This window comes from Porphyromonas circumdentaria (assembly GCF_900167105.1).
Lineage (GTDB): Bacteria > Bacteroidota > Bacteroidia > Bacteroidales > Porphyromonadaceae > Porphyromonas > Porphyromonas circumdentaria.
In genome coordinates this window covers 70051-88711 of sequence record NZ_FUXE01000004.1, presented here as the reverse complement: position 1 = coordinate 88711, position 18661 = coordinate 70051, and the positions used below count along the sequence as shown (strand labels likewise).

At 43.7% G+C, this 18661-nt stretch carries 17 protein-coding genes and 1 pseudogene; 11 read left to right on the top strand and 7 right to left on the bottom strand.

Features of this window, described 5'->3' with window-relative positions:
- The first annotated feature begins 1 nt into the window (after position 1).
- The 4 genes from B5D06_RS02630 to B5D06_RS02615 are packed head-to-tail and all read left to right on the top strand — an operon-like array spanning position 2 to position 4501.
- Positions 2 to 604, top strand: a complete 603-nt coding sequence (locus tag B5D06_RS02630; protein WP_078736481.1) for an RloB family protein — start codon at positions 2 to 4, stop codon at positions 602 to 604.
- Between the two features lie 23 nt (positions 605 to 627).
- Positions 628 to 1569 carry a nucleotidyltransferase family protein gene (locus tag B5D06_RS02625; protein ID WP_078736480.1) on the top strand — a complete coding sequence of 314 codons (942 nt, stop codon included), beginning with the start codon at positions 628 to 630 and terminating at the stop codon, positions 1567 to 1569.
- An 11-nt stretch (positions 1570 to 1580) separates the two neighbouring features.
- Positions 1581 to 3236 (top strand): ThiF family adenylyltransferase, encoded by a 1656-nt coding sequence (locus tag B5D06_RS02620; RefSeq protein WP_184227885.1) that lies wholly within the window; start codon positions 1581 to 1583, stop codon positions 3234 to 3236.
- On the top strand, positions 3233 to 4501 hold the full coding sequence (locus B5D06_RS02615) for a DUF6602 domain-containing protein (protein ID WP_078736478.1): 1269 nt from the start codon (positions 3233 to 3235) through the stop codon (positions 4499 to 4501). The genes B5D06_RS02620 and B5D06_RS02615 overlap by 4 nt, the downstream gene beginning before the upstream one ends.
- 468 nt (positions 4502 to 4969) lie before the next feature.
- On the opposite strand, the pseudogene B5D06_RS02605 reads toward B5D06_RS02615, so the two are convergent.
- Positions 4970 to 5398: pseudogene (locus B5D06_RS02605) on the bottom strand (DUF3408 domain-containing protein).
- 177 nt (positions 5399 to 5575) lie between these two features.
- On the opposite strand from B5D06_RS02605, the gene B5D06_RS09055 reads away from it, so the two are divergent.
- The 3 genes from B5D06_RS09055 to B5D06_RS02595 all read left to right on the top strand — a co-directional run bounded on the left by B5D06_RS09055 (position 5576) and on the right by B5D06_RS02595 (position 7661).
- Positions 5576 to 6064, top strand: a complete 489-nt coding sequence (locus B5D06_RS09055; protein ID WP_234989545.1) for an ISAs1 family transposase — start codon at positions 5576 to 5578, stop codon at positions 6062 to 6064.
- Between the two features lie 125 nt (positions 6065 to 6189).
- A complete protein-coding gene (locus B5D06_RS09050; RefSeq protein ID WP_234989544.1) occupies positions 6190 to 6711 on the top strand; it encodes an ISAs1 family transposase in 522 nt (173 codons plus the stop codon).
- Positions 6712 to 6917: 206 nt separating this feature from the next.
- Positions 6918 to 7661, top strand: a complete 744-nt coding sequence (locus B5D06_RS02595; protein WP_234989543.1) for a M15 family metallopeptidase — start codon at positions 6918 to 6920, stop codon at positions 7659 to 7661.
- 123 nt (positions 7662 to 7784) lie between these two features.
- Here the strand turns inward: B5D06_RS02595 and B5D06_RS02590 are convergent, their stop codons facing one another.
- From B5D06_RS02590 to B5D06_RS02580, 3 genes are all read right to left on the bottom strand, one after another.
- Entirely contained in the window at positions 7785 to 8969 is a 1185-nt protein-coding gene (locus B5D06_RS02590; RefSeq protein ID WP_078736476.1) for a hypothetical protein, read from the bottom strand.
- 386 nt (positions 8970 to 9355) lie between these two features.
- A complete protein-coding gene (locus B5D06_RS02585) occupies positions 9356 to 9559 on the bottom strand; it encodes a hypothetical protein (RefSeq protein ID WP_143742589.1) in 204 nt (67 codons plus the stop codon).
- Positions 9560 to 9692: 133 nt separating this feature from the next.
- Positions 9693 to 9977, bottom strand: a complete 285-nt coding sequence (locus B5D06_RS02580; protein WP_078736474.1) for a cupin domain-containing protein — start codon at positions 9975 to 9977, stop codon at positions 9693 to 9695.
- A 601-nt stretch (positions 9978 to 10578) separates the two neighbouring features.
- On the opposite strand from B5D06_RS02580, the gene B5D06_RS02575 reads away from it, so the two are divergent.
- The 4 genes from B5D06_RS02575 (at position 10579) to B5D06_RS02560 (ending at position 13279) form a co-directional block, all read left to right on the top strand.
- Positions 10579 to 11103, top strand: coding sequence for a KdsC family phosphatase (locus B5D06_RS02575; RefSeq protein WP_078736473.1), 525 nt, complete (start codon positions 10579 to 10581; stop codon positions 11101 to 11103).
- Positions 11104 to 11172: 69 nt separating this feature from the next.
- The gene (locus B5D06_RS02570; RefSeq protein WP_078736472.1) at positions 11173 to 11802 is read left to right on the top strand and encodes a Maf-like protein; all 630 of its coding nucleotides are present in this window, start codon (positions 11173 to 11175) and stop codon (positions 11800 to 11802) included.
- A gap of 27 nt (positions 11803 to 11829) precedes the next feature.
- Complete coding sequence (gene rpmH, locus B5D06_RS02565) at positions 11830 to 11976, top strand: 50S ribosomal protein L34 (protein ID WP_025842589.1); 147 nt, start codon at positions 11830 to 11832, stop codon at positions 11974 to 11976.
- A 592-nt stretch (positions 11977 to 12568) separates the two neighbouring features.
- On the top strand, positions 12569 to 13279 hold the full coding sequence (locus tag B5D06_RS02560; RefSeq protein ID WP_078736471.1) for a DUF6808 domain-containing protein: 711 nt from the start codon (positions 12569 to 12571) through the stop codon (positions 13277 to 13279).
- A 389-nt stretch (positions 13280 to 13668) separates the two neighbouring features.
- Here the strand turns inward: B5D06_RS02560 and B5D06_RS02550 are convergent, their stop codons facing one another.
- The 3 genes from B5D06_RS02550 to B5D06_RS02540 form a co-directional block, all read right to left on the bottom strand.
- Positions 13669 to 16410, bottom strand: a complete 2742-nt coding sequence (locus tag B5D06_RS02550) for a DEAD/DEAH box helicase family protein (RefSeq protein WP_078736469.1) — start codon at positions 16408 to 16410, stop codon at positions 13669 to 13671.
- Positions 16403 to 17986, bottom strand: coding sequence for a site-specific DNA-methyltransferase (locus tag B5D06_RS02545; RefSeq protein WP_078736468.1), 1584 nt, complete (start codon positions 17984 to 17986; stop codon positions 16403 to 16405). The genes B5D06_RS02550 and B5D06_RS02545 overlap by 8 nt, the downstream gene beginning before the upstream one ends.
- A gap of 127 nt (positions 17987 to 18113) precedes the next feature.
- A complete protein-coding gene (locus tag B5D06_RS02540) occupies positions 18114 to 18566 on the bottom strand; it encodes a DUF6078 family protein (protein ID WP_078736467.1) in 453 nt (150 codons plus the stop codon).
- Positions 18567 to 18661: the final 95 nt, after the last annotated feature.

Genomic DNA, 18661 nt, shown 5'->3' with positions numbered 1-18661 from the left:
TATGGGACGAACAGTAACAAAAAGTATCGCCATCATAGGCGAAGGAGAGACCGAGTGGTTCTATTTCGACTCTTTGAGAGTTGCATGTCACTACTCTTTCAAGGTTGCGCCAGACTTTCCGCAGCATAGCGACATCAAACATATTCTAAAATTGGTTGAATCCTATTTGAGCAAACAATATGATTTTATCGTATGTCTGTTTGATATGGACAGACTATTTCAGTTTCCATCGGAAATGCAATTGTATCAGCGAGCAAAGAAGAAATATGCTGCAAAGAAATATGCTGGAAAGGTGATGTTTGTAGAAACTAATCCTTGCACAGAGTTCTGGTTCCTGCTACATTTCTTGCCTAATATTGTTTGTCGGAGATATGAGAATTACAACCAACTGCTTCCTGAATTGCGGAAGTATATGCCAGGGTACGAGAAGACAAAACGGTATTTCATACGCACCAATCTTTACAAATATCTGACAGAGAATGGTGATTTAGAACGTGCGATGTCAAATTCCGAAAAGTTGTGCCAACTCTGTCAAGAATCACCAGAGGATTTGATAGCGTATTCTGAGGTGCATAGAGTGATAGAGTTGCTAAACGGCGTGTAAACATAATCAAATTTTTAAAGAATATGAGCTTTGATGAGAACAAACATTTAAGAGAAGTATTAGACACCCACAAAATGTGTCACGTGCAAGAGTTCGTGAATAAAGTCAAAAAACGTAGAGAGGAGATAAAGGCCAAGATGAATAATCACTATGGTAGCAACAAGTATTCATCGTTTGGCTCTGGCAGTTTTGCCAAGCATACCGCCACTAATGTTAAATTCGACCTTGATTTGGTTGAGCCATTCAAGCATAATGCCTTTGGAACATTACAGGAAATGTTTGACAGTATACACGATTTTCTTGCAGAAGAATATAAAAACAGCAATGTAACTATTCGCAAGCAAAAGGTTTCTATTGGCGTAAGTTTCCCTATTGAAGAGGGGGATGAAAAACCGGTTGAACTTGATGTGGTACCTGGCAGGGAACTAAGCGATGGTGACTATTCTAATTCGCACGATCTGAACCTATGTTTTAATGAAGACCATTGGGGATTCAAGAAGGGATCAAGCCAGAAAACGAACATCCAGAAGCAGATTTCACATATCGAAGGTAAGTCGAGTGAGCGCCAAATTATCCGTCTGCTTAAAATATGGAAAAAGCAGAAAGATAAGAAATACAAGTCGTTCGTTATTGAACTGGCCGTAATAAGAGCTTTAGACGGCTATGTTGGTGATATGGGTCTTTGGCCAAGATTAAAATACACGATGGAGTATCTACGTGACCACATCGCAGAAAGCAGTTTCCACCTTTCTGACCCAGGTAACACGAACAACGATGTAATGGAGGCTATGCTGGACTACGATAGACAATCGTTTAAATCGGATATGGAAAGTATGCTCAACAACATAGACAGTAATCCCAATGTGTACTTGCCTTACTACTTCAAAGTAAACGAGAGGTATAGCGGATATAAAGAGAAGGATGCGGGCACGGCTTACCCTACAAGTACAAAACGATTCGGGTAGTATAGAATATGATGACGGCAGATAAAATAAAGAAATTGATAGGTACCCTTTCTGGAGTTAGCCTTGTTGATGATTTTACCATCGATGAGGCTGGCTCGTTGAAAGGTCGTATTGCTGTGGCTACAGGCCAAGACAATACAAATTTGGAATGGAATGTAGAAATCAGCCCTACCTACCCGTTTAAAGCTATGGGCAGTGAACCTATCCATTTTCAAAATAAGAATCTGCTAGACTATCCGCACATTATGCAGGGTGGGAATCTTTGTATGCATCCTGCGGAATATGAGAATGCTGAAAGTCAGTTTGTGAACGACTTGAAACAGCTGAAGGAATGGGTGGAGAAATACTATGTAAGGGGAGAAAAAGATGCACACTATGAGCATCTGGTGGTAAACCATGATCTGATTCGCGAGCAGTATTATACTTTTTGCTTCGCAGAGACTCAAGAGGATTTTACTGAAGGAGATTATGGAGAGGTACACTATGCGGCATTACCAATAGGTCGAAAAAATGACAAGCCAGTCATCAACCATGTGGCACAAAAATTTGTGTCGTGCGTGCAGGTAAAGAAGAAGGAATTGTTCTGTAGGATTAGCAAGTCCTACCAAGAATTAATTTCGTTTGAGGGAGTATATTGTCTGTTGAACAACATCCCATCGGTGTACAACAAGTTTATTGTTGAGAATTACGATTCTATCAAGGGACTTTTCTCGCAGAGTCAGAAAAACTATATCCATAGTTTTGTGGTATCGCATAGAGACAAGTGTGATTTCTTCCCGTTGTTTTGTGGATATAGAATACCTGAAGGCGGCGTTCACTGGCAGGCAATGATGCTCTTCATGGATGATCTGCCGATAGAACCTGTGCGGGTGGGCACTGGTAAGAACAGGTTTTGGTTCACTGATTTTAGGCAAGGGCAAATCCAATGGGCAGAAACCGTGGATATTTCCTATAAGTATTTCTTTGGGCGTGGAGCTATGCCAGAAGAACTGGCTAACAAAAAAATGCTGATTATGGGTGTCGGGGCTATAGGAAGTATTTTGGCTGAAACTCTAACAAGATGTGGTGCGAAAAACCTGACTCTATATGACATAGACAACAAGGAACCGGGTAATGTTTGCCGGTCTGCATATCCTTTTTATACAGGTATAATTGAGAAAACCTTGGATATAACGAATTTACTGACGCAGATTTCGCCTCATGTTGAATGTTCCAGTTTGAAGTCTATTGCTGACTTAGTGATAAAAACATATGCGGCAGGGCATGAAGAAAAAAGTGCTCTTGCAGAGTTCTTTGACGGGTTTGATGTGATATTTGATTGTACTACGGATAATCAGTTAATGAGGATAATGGATTCCGTGGGTACGAAAGCTCTGCTGGTTAATCTATCTATAACAAATCATGCACAGGATTTGATATGTGCCTTTTCGCCCAATGTGACAGAAACAGTTTTGTTGATATATGGCTTGCTTAAGCACGATGCGGAAACCGACATGTATAACCCCACGGGATGTTGGAATCCAACCTTTAAGGCTTCGTATAATGACATAGAATGCAAAGTGCAAGTCGCCGTGAAGCATATTATCAAGATGTTGAGCAAGCAGGAAGCCTTAAGTAATTTTTATATAACAGAAGACGACTTGAATTTAAAGATAAACAAGTTATGAAGTATTATTTGGCAAGTAATGATTTGTATATAGAGATACCAACCTTAGTATTCAACCAAATAAAGTTGCAGGCTGAGGGCGAATATCCTAACGAGAACGGAGGAATGCTCGCAGGACGATATTCTACAGATAGGCATACGGTGTATATAGAAAAAGTTGTGGTGCCTGTGGAAAAATTGACTGGCAGGACAAAGTTTATGCGCATTACCAAGGGTTTGGAAAATGTATGGGAACAATTAGCCAAGGAGGGGTTGCAATATGTGGGCGAATGGCATAGTCATCCAAATGGTTCCACACAATATAGCAGCACTGACTTGGCGGCTATGATAGATATTGAGAAAGAAGTGGCCATTAAGAATCCGTTACTACTGATAGTCAGTGTTAGAAGTAATGGACTTAGTGCTCATAACTTTTATTGTTATATGAATAATCAATTGTTGGAATACAAGAAAATGATAGATTTAAGGGATTTATTTCATGGCTTGCAGAACCAGATGTTGGCTAGCCTGAATGTAAACAGGGAATTTATTGAACATCCTGGCAGCAAAGGTGATGCTACGGAGCAACATTGGATTGAGTTTCTACGGACCTATCTTCCTGACAGATATAAAGTGGATAAGGCTATAGTGATAGATTCGACAGGCAATGTTAGCGAACAGATGGACGTAGTCATTTATGATGCCATTTATACACCCTTCATATTCAAGCAGGATAGTTTTATGTATATACCGGCAGAAAGCGTGTATGCCGTGTTTGAAGTGAAACAGGATGTAAAAGGGTATATAGAATATGCAGCCCAGAAAGTTGAGAGCGTTCGTACGCTGAAAAGAACAAGTATTGGTATGGTTGCCTCAGGAAAAACTGCGGTCGCTAGACCACTAACTAAGATAATTGGCGGTATTTTAACTACGACTAGTTCATATAGTGGGAACGATACGGTAAAAAAGAAGTTAAAGGAATTGAAAGGGCTACAGACATTAGATTTAGGATGTCTCTGTGATACAGGCAGTTTTTATGTTGATTATAACGAAACAGAACCTGAAGGTATAGCTCCAACCTGCAGTATCGAGGATAATCGCAAGTATATAAGACAAGTGTATGAAAGCCGCAAAGTAAAAGAGGTTATGTTTAGCGACAAAGACGTGTCTCTCTTTACATTCTTTCTTCAGCTTGTAAACTATTTAAAGTTTATTGGCACTATTCCCGCTATAGATATTAATGCATATCTGAAAGCCATTCATGCAGAAATTGACGAAGATATTTAAGAGTAGATGCGATAGATTTCGTGTTTCGTGAAACTACTGCATAATTGCTCTTCGTTTCAATTTTACTCTTAATTTGTCACATTGGTTTTATCATAGATTTGATGAAGATATAATCAAGGTAGTTATACGTTATATAAAATACGGAGACCACCTTATTATATTATTCTTTTGAAACATAAACCTCTCTAATATCATAGTATTAATTTTTATCATCAATGCTAAATAATTCATAAAGCTAAGTATTTGCATCATCTGTTGGGAAACATAGACGGACACTCCCTTTTTCATGATATACCGTTTTCGAAAAGTCTCCTCGTAATCACCGACCTCTTGTTTCGGCTTTTCTGTCCTGTTTCCGAACGCTCTATAAGCGTAGTAGAGTTGTGGATAGTCACTTTGGATGATACACTCTTGTTTTCCGTTCGGGCTGCCTGCCTTACATTTTGTCTTGCGTTTTGTTTTTTCATCTTACAATAGCTTTTTGAATTTGAGTTCATTTAATCTGTTTATTTCGTCCTTATAGACTTCAAAGTGATGGAGAATGATGTTCTCCACATAGATGCCGATGGTCATATCCCTGTTTCTCATAGACATGACTATCTCTGCCAATGTGTCTTGCAACTCTTTGGCAATATAGATGGTCTTGCGATTTTTCAAAGTATTGCGACAGATGAAAAGCAACTCATAATCACCCTTGTCAGCCTTTCGCCTTTCTCTTCTTGGGGCTCTTGAAAAATCCTTTGATATTGGTTCGTCATTTGGACGTTCCAGTTCGATACACCGCTCTTCTGATTAAGAGCGTTTCATCTCACTCTCTTTTCTTTTCATGGGAATACCTTGCGAAATAAGTTCCCGAATGGCAACGGGATCAATCGTGCCGATTTTCTTCTCTGTCATCAGGGCAACCGCCAGGGCTCACGCATTTGAAATCTGAATGTCTTCATCCGAACAGAAGTATATGATAAATCATTAATATTCAGCATATTAGCTTTGTTTTTTCTTGTCCATATCGACACTTTTCAGTATCTTTATATCTGATTATCAACCAATTAATGTCATATCAGATATAGAATCATGGATAATATCTTCTCTATCCTTTCCACTATTCCAGACCCTCGTCATGGGAATCATTTGACATACCCCATAGACTACCTGCTTCTAATCATGTTCTGTGCAATTATGTCTGGCTATACAACTTGGGCTGACTTCGAATTATACGCAGAGCTGCATGAAGATGACCTTAAAGAGCTATACACAAGAATAACCTGGAGAAAGTTAAAACGATACACCCCTTCGCATGACACTTTCAGTTATGCTTGTGCTCTCCTAAATCCTGAAAAGTTTATCGAAGCTTTTACTGCTTGGCTCTCCTCGGTTTTTGAAATGATGGGGCAGCATATCTGCATAGATGGTAAGACTATGCGGGGAGTAAAAAAACTCAGTCCCGATGCAGAGGCACACTCTGTTACTGCCTATATTGCCGGACTTAGAGCTTCTTTCAATCAGGTCTATATCTCTCAAAAGTCTAATGAAATAATGCCATCAAAAAGCTGCTTGATTTGATAGACTTGGAAGGCAATGTGGTTACCATAGATGCTATTGGTACACAAAAAGAGATCGTAAATAAGATTGTGGACAGCTCAGGGGATTACATCCTGAATGTAAAGGGCAATCAGTAGGGGACCCTCTTGGAGGTAGAGGATTTTTTCAGTCCTTTTTACAAAGACAAAATCACTAAGATAGAAGAAGTCAATGCCAGTCATGGTCGCATAGAGAGCCGTGTGATGGAGTCGTTCGTTGAACCACAGAGATTTAAAGAGATTGAGCAGTATAAAGATTTGGACAAGTGGGTGGCACTGCATTCCATTCACAAGATGACAAGGACTAGACACAATAAAAGGGACAGCTCGGAGAGTGTCGAAATCTCTTACTTTATCTCCTCTCTTTCAGAGCCCGACAAAGTGTTTCACCTTATCAGAAACCATTGGGCCATAGAGAATAACCTACATTATTGTTTGGATGTGATTATGGGAGAAGATAAATCTTTAAGACGTAAGGGGAATGCTGCCAAGAATGTCAATATCATCTATAAAATGGCACTGTTCTTTCTCGAAAGATTGAAGAAAAAGAAGAAAAAAGCACTTGCTGCCATACAAAAGATTAATGCCACGAAAGACCCCTCCCATATTGTCAACATCGACTATCTATGAATTTTCAAATGCGTGAGCCCTGGGCAATAACAGGGATAAAGATATATTCAGTTTTGACCCTAAGAATATCAGACTTCAACAGAAATTCCAATAAGCCTCTTATGCTTTAGCTAAGGTAGTATGCTAAAAAGTATAAGCTCCGTATTTTTACCTCGGGGGCTTGACCCGATGAGGAGGCGTAAGAGTCTCAAATACTCCCTACCTTTGTGGCAAACGCAAAAGACAACTATATGATACTTCACACCCTCCTTTTATCCTGCGCCTGCACACTATTCTCTCCCGCCGAGACATCTTACACGGCTTCTCTATCGTACCCAACAGTACAACAAGCAGGCTCGAAGCACTCCTTAGACGCCCTTATGCTCCGCCATGGAATGGTAGAAGTAACCACCCTCGCCCCCGAGATAGTAATTGATCTGCGCTACGCAACAACCGACAACTTCACAGGACAACAACTCTATACCGACCTCAACAAAGCCTACTTAGAAAAAGGATTTGCCCAGCGAATTGCCAAGGCGCAAACTATTCTTTCCCGACGTCGCCCTGGCTATCGTCTTGTCATATTCGATGCCGCACGCCCCATCAGTGTACAGCGCAAAATGTATGCTTTGGTGGCCAATACTCCGCTCAAAATCTACGTTGCCAATGGAGACAGAGGCGGAAGACACAACTACGGTGTAGCGGTAGACCTCAGTATAGTAGACGAAAAAGGCAATTTACTTGATATGGGTACACCTTTTGACCACTTCGGCGAGGAGGCACATACCGACAAAGAGGAACAGTTGGTAAAGGCGGGACGTATATCGCCCCAAGCAAAAGCCAATAGAGAGTTTTTACGCCAAATTATGGCAGAAGTGGGGCTACGTTGCTACCATCGAGAGTGGTGGCACTTTCAGGAACGAATTGATATGAAAGAGGTACGCCGTCGCTACTCCCTACTCAACTTCTAAAGTCCCAACTCTCCTCCCGAGAACAAAACAGGGAAGACCCCAAAAATAGGAATCCTCCCCATCTATCACAACTTAATTATTACTAACTATTTCAAACCATTGGGCTTTTTCCTCTGCAGTGCTTTAATGGACAAAAACCTTTTGCCTTACAACGCCTGCATTGAATAGATAAGCCCCTGCGGGCACTCCCTCAGCTACAAGCTTGCAATAACCCTCTGCGTTGGTGCGATCTTGACATACCACCTCTCCTCTCATATTGTAGAGTTGTACAGCTACGTTGGGTTCTGCACGCTCTATTAAAATCTCTCTTCCATCTTTCAATACCGAAAGAATAGCAGTATTTGCTCCTTCAATACCCTCATTACTGCGAGGTTGGTTACCCTTCTCTTGAGAAAATGGATCAGTAGAAAATGTTGCCGCTATAATAACAGCTTCGCCAATCTCATGACGATAGGTAAAAGGAGTTGCCATAGGCTCACACACAACACCTAAGCGTCCTACCGTAAGTTTAGTTAGCCAACCGTGTCTTTCGGGAATGGTCTTCAGAGTTAAAATACCCTTTAGGGGCACTTGATCGTTATTATGCACCTGCTTATCTCCCAAGAATACGTATAGGCGACCTCCGTCTCCATAAGTATTTATACAGAGAGGTACCGTCTTCTGTGGGATGGAATTATAATGCTCAAACAATACATTTACAGAGGTACTCCTATCTTGAACTTGATAAAATACTTCAACAGGTTCATTGGTGTAAGGCACATCAAGCAAAGATTGACCGCCCTGCACTTTTATAGCAGTAAGAAGGTAGCTCTTAGCTGATTGTGCCCCAATGCGCAATATAGTACCTACAGGAACCTCTTGACCAGAAAATATTTTTCTATCTCCTACAGACACTCCCATAATACCCCCTTGCGTGCTCTGAATATTCACACGAGATTTTGCGTTTTCTTGAATCACTGTAAAAATTGCCTTGATGAAAGTTTCTCCCTCTACCCTATACTTTACAGAAACGCTCTGCACGGGATGGTTTACATAATGCTTTTCACCCACTCTTAGCACCGCCAAAGAGTAGTCCCTCACAGCTACGGATGCTTGGATTGTGATGGTAGAGCCATTCCTCACCATATCTCCATCGCGAAGTATGCGACTACCCTGCTTAACGACAACCGTACCTCCCTCGGGAGCTTTGTCGAACCAGACATTAACTAATCTGCGATCATCATTCTGCTGTGCAGAAGCTCCCATCGTGCTAAAGAGCACCAATATAGAGAGCGCGAACGTTATAAAAGATTTAATTTTCTGAGTCATAAATACACCTGCATTAAACAAAACTTTTTACACTTAAAAGAAACACTATGGAGCAGATACATCCCTCACATAGGTCATAGAGATACATAGCGCACTGTCTGCTCTCCCGAGGATAGGGTCTATATTGTGCATCTTTAGGACAACATAGAGCAGAGAACAACAAACCTTAACAGTACCGAGGCAACAATCCACTCTATCCTCACCGCAAATGTATACATTTTTATACAATAGAACAATTTATTGCAAAAAAATATCACAGCGAATGAAAAAGCAATTAGGCACAATAAAAAAGGAGCCTAACGCTCCTCTCAAAAACCTCCTTTGAAGTTAAGGGAGGAGAAAGCTCCCCCTGCGACAAAAAAAGTTGCCTCAAACACTCATCGCCATTACCTGCGACGATTACGACGCCTGCCATTATAGCGGGTAAAGCCCAACACCAATACCAAGTTGAAGAGTGCCAAGGCTCCAACGCCCAATACCACCCCCTGCATACTCTCGGGAAGATATAGAAAAGCGATTACAGCCCCCACCACGACCGCGATAATCAGCACGATAGCAATCAACATGATAATCCAGTACATTCTTTTCATAGTGCCTTTTGTTTTTGATGCTTGTCGCTGGCAAAGATACGATTTATATCGAGAGCAAGAAAGAACGTAGCCTACAGAAACAGAGAGAGACCCTAACAATGGCCTCCCTCTAAAAATTCGCATTCGACCGACGTTAGTGGCGGTGAATCAAGTAGACGAAAAACTCGCTATCGACTTTTGCCTCTACGCCTATCGTTGCCTCCCCAGCAAAGTGCAGCACCTGCCCCACGCTTAAGTGGTGTACCTCCTCGCCTTGAAGGGTAACTTCCACCTCGCCTTTTACCAGAGTGAAGAATACTTCCTGTCCTTTATGATCGTGCGCAGGTACCTTCTCGCCCGCAGCCAGCTGCAAGTGTACCAGTTGTAGGAGTGCGTTATTGACCAAGATTCCTCTTTTTGTATGAATTGTTCCCAGCATATTCTCGTTGTTTTATAGTTTATACTTTATTAGTCGGGCTAAAGGTACAATAACCACCGAAGAGAGGAAATACCCAATTGTAGGGAGAAAAACAGAATCACAAAATTGTCTAAGAGTGTCGCATACAGACCCATTGGAAGGTTCCCAAAATTCCCATCTCTCACAGAACAAAGCAATCACGACACCCATCAAGGCCTTGGAGTAGCTCCCATCATCTCCTTAAGAATTTTAATAAGCCGTGAGGATTATAAGCTCAAAAGTTGCTCTCTTATGTAGTATATTCCTATTTTTACATCTTATCAGACTGGCTATTCGCCTGATTTCTATATCTTTGCAAAGGAAATAATGGGTTGCTTCCCTACCTGTAATTCAAATCACCTTTTGGATTATAGGTTTTGAACGTTTAGATAGACCCTTGCATTTGTTTAGACAGGTCATAAGTAAAGTTTGCATAGGTGATAACTGGAGTTTGCATAGGAGAAAACTGGAGTTTGCACAGGAGATATAAAACGCTGGGATAGAGACCCTTTTTCATTTGAGAGTAAAGGCATACATAAAAAAATCAGAAGTTATCTATTTCTACCCACCAATAACACTCATTATGAGCCGTATAGCTTACGACCTAACCCAAATAAGAGCTTTCCTTTTCGACATAGATGGCGTACTGAGCCGCACCACAACCCTACTGGGTGAAGATGGCAACCCAATACGCACGGTGAATGTACGGGACGGCTATGCCCTGCAATATGCCGTAAAAAGAGGCTATGTAGTAGGCATCATTACGGGCGGATATATGCCCCCCATGGAGGTGCGAATGGCGCATTTGGGTGTAACCGAGTACTACCAACAGTCACGCAATAAGATGCGAGATTTACAGAAGATTATCGAGAAGTATCGGCTTGCACCCCACGAGATACTCTATGTAGGCGACGATATACCCGATATGGAAGTGATGCGCTACGTAGGCTTGGCAGTAGCTCCTGCCGATGCCTCGGTGGAAGCCCTCAATGTGGCGAGCTACATCTCTCCCGTCAAAAGCGGCGAGGGAGTGGCTCGGGACGTCATAGAGCAGACCCTAAGAGCTAAAGGCGAGTGGGCTACCCAAGGCGAGGGGCTCAACTGGTAAGCTTTCTCCCTAAACTACCTCGAAGCCAACAATACAACATGATAAAAACAACACAACAAACAACATTCAATGATACAACTTCCCTATAAAATCATATTGGGTTCACAGTCGCCCCGACGGAAAGAATTACTCGCAGGGTTAGATATCCCTTTCGAAGTACGCACCATGCCCAACATCGACGAGACGCCACCTACACACATTCCGCCCCATGAAGTAGCCCGTCATCTTGCCTGCCGCAAAGCTCAGGCCTATCGAGAACATCTCGCATCGGACGAACTACTCATCACGGCAGATACGGTGGTTCTCACCGAAGAGGGGGAGCTACTCGGCAAACCACACTCGCCCGAAGAGGCACGCCACATGCTCCAAACGCTAAGCGGTGTAATGCATCGGGTCATAACAGGGGTAGCCTTAATGAGTCCCTTAGGTAAGGGGTACTCTTTTTCGGCAGAGAGTAAGGTTTGGTTCGCGCCACTCAGCGAGGAAGAGATCGAATACTACCTCTCGCACTACAAGCCCTACGACAAGGCTGGCTCCTATGGAATACAGGAGTGGATTGGCTACGTGGCGATAGCTCGAATAGAGGGTTCTTTCTATAATATTATGGGGCTTCCCGTACATCTTGTGTACAAAGAGTTGAGTAATTGGTTGCAAAAAGAAAAAGAATTAGTACCTTTGCACCCTGATTGCATTGTATAATAGAGTTTACATAAGTTACATACAACGATGAAAAGAACGTTTCAACCCTCCAACAGAAAGAGAAAGAACAAGCATGGCTTCCGCTCTCGCATGGCTACCGCTAATGGTCGTCGCGTTTTGGCTGCACGCCGTGCTAAGGGTCGTGCCAAACTAACTGTTTCGGACGAATATTAAAAAGAGGCTTAGCTTCTTTCATCTTTCCTAAAAAGAACCCTGCAAGTGATTTGTTCCTTTGCGTAGGGTAGCAAAATAATTCTCTTACAAAAATCGATGAGTGTAGTTCCTCCGTGGAGCTACACTCTTTTTTGTTCTCTTTTCTCAGCCTTTTTCGGTGCAAACTCTCGGGGGAAATCAAGAGAGAGCGTCATAGAAGTCTCCAAACATAATTTCCCAACAGCAGATAGCGTAGCATTCCCCCCCCCCTCCTACTACCCAAAATGTGAGATGAAGGCAAAGCTAATACTGTTTTAGAAGAGGTAAAGTTAGCCCTCCCGAAACCCAAGCTATACTGCCTAAAGGAAGGGATTTACTCCTCCTACCTCAAGTAACTTTCTAACATTCATCAAAATAAAAACAAATATTTTTATCCACCTTTTCAATCTTTTTTGTATATTCGCGCCATAAATACATCTACAAATAGGAAATATAAACAAATACTCTCTCTGAAAAAGCGGGCTATCTAACGGATTGAGAGTGTAGTTGTTTCCCCCTTGTAGATGGAGTGTTTACTTTCTGATGTATATTCAATAAAAAAAACAAAACTGGTATGAAAAAGAAAATCATCTTGGGCTCAGTCTTAGCTCTACTCGTTGTGGCACTTCTGTTTTCATTCGCTTGGAATATAGATACCCGTCGCAAACTACGTACAGCAAGGCACAACATTGAGGCTGTACAAGACAGCATTCGCTATTTCAAAGCTGCCAATGGCAGTTTGTATGCCGAGAAGAAATCTTTTATCTCTACCATCAAAGAGCTGAGAGATTTGAATAAAGAACTCTACGACAAGGTTGAAGACCTCAAAAAGCGGGTACGAAAAAGACCTGTTTCTGCGGTAGATGCGAGCATTGTAATACGTGATACCATCTATCAAGAGAGTAGTCTAAAGTACACATTAGGAGACTTAGTGAATATTCACTTTGCCGACGAGACGATCGATGCCAATAGCCTCATACGCATTGATGCCGATAATCTCCACCTAAAGCAATTTACCTATCAAATAGATGTACCTCTTGAAGTCTACTTTACCGAGAACTATGAGGTGATTGCTCGCAGTCCGAACAGTAACGTGACATTTAGCAAACTCAACAGTTTCGTAGACCCCTCTGTACTGAAACGCCGCAAACCCAAACGCTGGGGACTTGGCCTACAGGCAGGTGTGGGCGCAACAATGAGCTATAACTTCAAGCAAAAAGACTTCTCTTGGGGTGTAGGTCCCTACGTAGGGGTCGGTCTTAGCTACCAATTCTTACAGTGGTAACATTAAACGGAATAGGGTTCCTTCGGGAATCCTCACTCCGCTTCTATTCCGCGCCTCCATCTTGAGCAGTGCTATCCTCTGTTCAAGGTGGGGTTTCGCTTGCTCGCTTCTCTCGCAGACACAGGTTTCCTCTTGCAAAGTAGAAAGAACAAAAGCAGACAACAACCCGAGAGCTGATACTACGGCCTTCGGGTTTTCTTTTGTAGCACCCTGTCCATTGTAGAGCAATGCCTCGTCCTTTTGTCATCAACCCTTCGGTTCCTCTTCCGTAGCGACTTGCCCCCTCTCATCGCAGAAGACAAGGAGGGAGGAGCACATATAGAAATAGTCTGTTGCCATGCTATCAGCTGAGAAGGAGACTTATAAAGTCTACCCTTATCATTGAGTTGTCAATTTCCTTTACTTAAGTCGCAAACATACTTGAAGCTAAACGTTGGCTCTATGTCGAGATGTGAAACGAGAAGATAAGTCCATGGTTTACCACCGTGTTTTGTGGTGTAATCCGTTGCCAAGAGGCAGTATTGCCTTGCGGCTTCGGCTTTGGCTTGCACCTCTTCATTGCTCAATTGCGTGTTCGCTTTCGTCTCTACCAAGTAAATACCATCGGTAGTCTCCACTACGAAATCAGGTTCATAGCGACGACTCTCTCTGCCCCAGTGGATATTGAACTGCGTTGCTGCTGGGCGCAACCATGTGATCACCTCGCCGTCTTGCTCCAAGATCTGAGCAAAGTTGCGTTCTGTACCACTGTCGAAAGCATAACATTCATGGCAAGCTTTTGTAAAGCCATGGAAGATGAAGCGGCGGATTTGATGCAAAGAAGGTAAGGCCTCATAGAGCGTCTTGCGAGGGTAACCAGTTCGCTCTCCAAGATGAATAGGCTCGATCCGAACAAAGGGGAGGACTTTTGCCTCTCCATAGCTTATTACTTCCTGAATAAAGTGCTCTCGTATCTGCTCGTACAGACGAGAGGCAATGAGTTGACAATTCTGGTCAATCGTACGGATAGCAACTTCATCATCTGTACTATAGATACGTATATACTCTAATACTTGACCGAGGATATAGAGCAATTCCTCTCTCATCTCTGAGTAGTCTATCTCTGGCTCATCAAGAAGTAGCATTAATAGTTTGTGCTTGATATTTTGCGTGCGACCACTCTCCACGACCTCCAGTAGTTCCTGCTTGTTATCGACAAGGTCTCGGCGTACGATACGCTCTTTGCGCTCTATAAAATCGAATTGCCCTTTGGAAAAATCGACGTCGAAGTGTTCCAAGCCATAATGTATCTCCTTAGGCAAGATGCTAATACGAGGGATCTCTATCAAATTACGTTTGAAGCGAGTGATGGTTTCCTTCACAAAAGCAGGGCTAAGCTCCTCTTGGATAAGAGGGGTAAAAATCGTAACCTTCCTTGCCACTGCTTCTTTGGCTCTATTCACAAGCACTTCCAATTTCTCTTCATTCTTTGCGATTTCCTCTATCGATGCCGATTGCGTTTCTATTGCCACTTCACTGAGTACCGCTTGTATTGCCTCCGTAGCATCGCATAGAGCCTGAGCCTTCTCTCGCTCTTGATCTGTTGTGGCAGTAGCGACTTGAGCCTGATATTGCACAACAGATTCGTTCACTTTGGGTTCGACAGTTACGATGTTTACGGGTTCGGCATCCAACTCCTCTGCATCCAGTTCTACATATTGACAGCGACGCAAGATACTGTTCTCTTCATTGGCAGCATCCACTATCTTTTGAAAGTTGTCGTGGGCAATGATGGTAAGTTTATCGATATGGTCCACTCCCGTGCGCTTACCTCCAAAAGGTAGACGTAACCCCCTGCCGATGGTTTGCTCAATGAGGGTGTGGGCGTTCGCGGCACGGAGGGGGATAATGGTGTAAAGGTTGCGCACATCCCATCCTTCGCCCAGCATATTTACGTGTACAACAATCTCAATGGGGTTCCCTGTCTCCTCAATGGTTAGGAAAAGCTGTGCGAGGTCATCTTCGCCCTTGGTAGAGCTATCTACTTGTAGCACTTTTCCCTTGTATCGTCCTCCGTAGAAGTTATCACTTTCTAAGTATTCAGCTGTTTCTCGAGCATGCACAATATCTCGGCAAGCTACCAACACAAAGGGCTTTATATGAGGTTTATCGTAAGTACGTGCATAGATCTCCAGACTTGCCATAGTGTGCTGATGCACCGAGAGACCATCTTCCAGTTTGATACGCTCTACCTCGGCGGGTGTAAGTCTTTCGCTACGGAAGTTAGCTCGTTTGGCAATGGCAGGGATCTTTACATATAAGCCCTCTTGAAGAGCTTCTGCCAGATTGTACTCATAGATGATGTTTTCTACGGGCTTATTATTTTTGAGAGGAGTGGCTGTCATCTCTATCCCGAGGACTGGGGCAAGCTCATCAATAGCCAAGCGGGAAGCATCGGCATAGTAGCGATGTGCCTCATCCATAAGCACCACAAGGTCGGGCAGGGAGGCAAGGTAGTCATAATAGCTCGTACCGAGATACTCCGACAAACGCTTCATCCGTGGAGCCAACACCTCACCTCCTTTCTTAGAGGTCTTGTTGTCGGAGTTAAACTTGGCAATGTTGAAGATATTAATTTCTATATTCTTAAAGTCAAAAAGCTGTGGCCCACTCGTATCGGGACGAAGGGTGAGATAATTTTCTCCCGTAATGACTATAGGAGGATGGGTCACATATTCCGCCAAGCCTTTGAATACATACTTATCATAACCAGAATCACCAAAATCACGCAACAATTTGTTGTAGAGGGTGAGATTGGGAGCGAGGATAAAGAAGTGCTTGATACCATGCACTTGATGTAGGTAATAAATGGTGGCAGCCATGAGGCGTGTCTTGCCAATACCTGTGGCGATGGAGCAGGTAAACGAGGGGAAACTACGTCCGAAACCTTTGAGCGAGGGGACTACTTCGCGTGCTTTTGCCAACTCGTCGCTTAGGAAGTCTTTTTGCTCTGCTGGGTCACTGGGACGTTTCGTGAGCGTAAGTCGTTCCGTGATGTTGGCTATTACGTCTAAGCATTTGCCCAAAGGCTCTCGCATCGAGAGGCGACTTTTCACCTGTCGTAGTGTTTCGTTTTTGTCTCGCTTATTCATTGTCTTCTTCGTCTTGGGGTTCTACTTCGGGCAGGGTTATGATATTGAGGCTATAATCTTGCTTAGGCTCAAATACACATCGACCGAGGAGCATACGGGGAATGCGCTTCACAGAGATACGAGGGAAGCGACTACCCAAACCTGCCGTGTGCGAAGTACAGCAGATGAGCAAGGTTTCGCCATCGGCGAGGAGCGAGTCGATATACTCCAGCGTTTCCACGGTCAGATGCTGTGTAGTGGTATAGATATAATCCTTCTCTGTACTGTGTCCCTGCTTCCAAAAGACTTCGGGGTCGGGGGCATAACGAAAGCCCTCGTGCAACGCCATGGCTGCGGCAAGCATATCGGCATTGTATTCGGGACTGATCACCATCACTCCGTTTTCGTCTTCGTTGAGTAGCGTAGGGGCAAGCTCACAGAAGCGGTAACCTCCGCCTCCAGTCCACCCCACCGAAGTGGTAATACCACCCTTGTCCGTACCGTCGATTACTTTCCGAAGACGTGGCACGCAATGGGTGTAGGCATGGTCACCCAGCTCAACCCCTATATATCGTCTGCCCATCTTGTGTGCTACGGCTGCCGTGGTACCGCTACCGAGGAAGCTATCCAGCACGAGGTCGCCCTCTTTGCTGGCGAGGGTGAGTACTCGTTCCAGTAAGCGTTCGGGCTTGGGAGTAGAAAAAACATCTTGAGCATTAAGAGCCTTGACTTCTCGCTTGGCTTCCTGCGTATCGCCTACTTCGGTACGAAGCCACAAGCTCAAAGCAACAACCCCCTCTTTAACCTCTGATAAGAATCGCTTTATTCGAGGTACATTGTCCCCGTTTTCACCGAAATAAATCCGATTGTCCTCAATTAACTCTTGCAAGCGACTTTCGCTGTATCTCCAACTAAATTCTTCTGGAGGAAGAACAACTCTTCCCGAAGGTGTAACTATTGGATAAACATTAGATTCAACCCGGGGACCGACTTGTATAGGTCCTGAAGTCCACGGACCTCTTGGGTCGTTGTCGGGATTCTTGTAGCGGCTGTTGGCTTCTTCACTACGAGGGAGTTTATTCAGTGTGAAGCCCTCTGCGTTGCGAGCATAGATGAGGATAGCATCGTGCGCACGAGATACGGTCTTCTTAAGATTGATGGGAGCATACGAACGTTGCCAAATTATTTCGTCCACAAAGTTGTTGCGTCCAAAGACTTCATCACACAATACTTTGAGATAGTGGCACTCGTAGGCATCAATACTTATCCAAATGCTACCATCGGTCGAGAGCAATTCGCGGAGTAGTTCTAAGCGTTGCTTCATCAGCGATAGCCAAATGGAGTGCTCTACATTGTCATCGTAATGCTCAAAAGCCGAGCCAGTATTGTAAGGCGGGTCGATGTAGATGCACTTGACCTTGCCCGCATAGCCCGAGGCCACGAGCGATTTGAGGGCGAGGAGATTGTCGCCATGTATGAGAAGGTTGCCCGTGTTGGGGTCTCCATAACTGTATTCGGGGTTCTCTATAAGGATACGTGGCTCAAGGACGTCCTCTTCGCCTTTGCCTATCCACGTGAGTTCGAGTTTTTGTTTCATATCGTAAGTACTACGTTGTCCTAATCATCTATTCTTTTACTAAAGGCTTCTGTTCCTTTTCCATTATAGGAAAACCTATTTTCCAAGAAGGGAAAAACATTTTTCCAACAATGGAAAACTTCACTCCCTATTTGAGTAGTTTATGCGCTGCTTTACCCTCTACTCTCCGAGGCTTGGTATAATGCTCTTCGAACCCCTTGTATTGAGGTTTATTGCCAGGAGCCACTGTTTCAAAGATACCCGTAATGGTGGCTTGCTCCTCTGGACTAATCGCTTCGTAACCACAGCGCATACGCACCACCTTGCTATACCCAAAGTGACTGATGAGAGCAGCATGAACACGCTCTAATTGGTCAAGGGTCATCTCCCGATAAGTCCAAACTAAGGCACGGGCAAAACTTCTGAGTTTGTGCTCTTGATGGAGCGGACAATACTCATAGCCACCAGCCTCTTCGATGAGCTTGGGGTTGGTGATATTGAGTTGGGTAGCCCCCTCTTGGAGGCTTTGCAGAGCGTTGTGCCATAGGGTGCAAGCTTCTCGCTTAGGGCATTGGGGGGTGTAGCAACTATCGTAGTCCATAGCCTTTATATGCTTTTAATAACTGTCGCATCAACTGTATCATTTACCGTGTCATTGACTGTCGCAACTGTCGCATCAAGTGTATCATTTACCGT

What these genes read in the sequence shown, in the direction of transcription:
- B5D06_RS02585 (WP_143742589.1), bottom strand. Translation starts at nt 9,559, where the DNA reads ATGAAAAGAATGTACTGGATTATCATGTTGATTGCTATCGTGCTGATT.
- B5D06_RS02625 (WP_078736480.1), top strand. Translation starts at nt 628, where the DNA reads ATGAGCTTTGATGAGAACAAACATTTAAGAGAAGTATTAGACACCCAC.
- B5D06_RS02550 (WP_078736469.1), bottom strand. Translation starts at nt 16,410, where the DNA reads ATGAATAAGCGAGACAAAAACGAAACACTACGACAGGTGAAAAGTCGC.
- B5D06_RS02620 (WP_184227885.1), top strand. Translation starts at nt 1,581, where the DNA reads ATGACGGCAGATAAAATAAAGAAATTGATAGGTACCCTTTCTGGAGTT.
- B5D06_RS02615 (WP_078736478.1), top strand. Translation starts at nt 3,233, where the DNA reads ATGAAGTATTATTTGGCAAGTAATGATTTGTATATAGAGATACCAACC.
- B5D06_RS09055 (WP_234989545.1), top strand. Translation starts at nt 5,576, where the DNA reads ATGGATAATATCTTCTCTATCCTTTCCACTATTCCAGACCCTCGTCAT.
- B5D06_RS02560 (WP_078736471.1), top strand. Translation starts at nt 12,569, where the DNA reads ATGAAAAAGAAAATCATCTTGGGCTCAGTCTTAGCTCTACTCGTTGTG.
- B5D06_RS02590 (WP_078736476.1), bottom strand. Translation starts at nt 8,969, where the DNA reads ATGACTCAGAAAATTAAATCTTTTATAACGTTCGCGCTCTCTATATTG.
- rpmH (WP_025842589.1), top strand. Translation starts at nt 11,830, where the DNA reads ATGAAAAGAACGTTTCAACCCTCCAACAGAAAGAGAAAGAACAAGCAT.
- B5D06_RS02580 (WP_078736474.1), bottom strand. Translation starts at nt 9,977, where the DNA reads ATGCTGGGAACAATTCATACAAAAAGAGGAATCTTGGTCAATAACGCA.
- B5D06_RS02630 (WP_078736481.1), top strand. Translation starts at nt 2, where the DNA reads ATGGGACGAACAGTAACAAAAAGTATCGCCATCATAGGCGAAGGAGAG.
- B5D06_RS02540 (WP_078736467.1), bottom strand. Translation starts at nt 18,566, where the DNA reads ATGGACTACGATAGTTGCTACACCCCCCAATGCCCTAAGCGAGAAGCT.
- B5D06_RS02545 (WP_078736468.1), bottom strand. Translation starts at nt 17,986, where the DNA reads ATGAAACAAAAACTCGAACTCACGTGGATAGGCAAAGGCGAAGAGGAC.
- B5D06_RS02575 (WP_078736473.1), top strand. Translation starts at nt 10,579, where the DNA reads ATGAGCCGTATAGCTTACGACCTAACCCAAATAAGAGCTTTCCTTTTC.
- B5D06_RS02570 (WP_078736472.1), top strand. Translation starts at nt 11,173, where the DNA reads ATGATACAACTTCCCTATAAAATCATATTGGGTTCACAGTCGCCCCGA.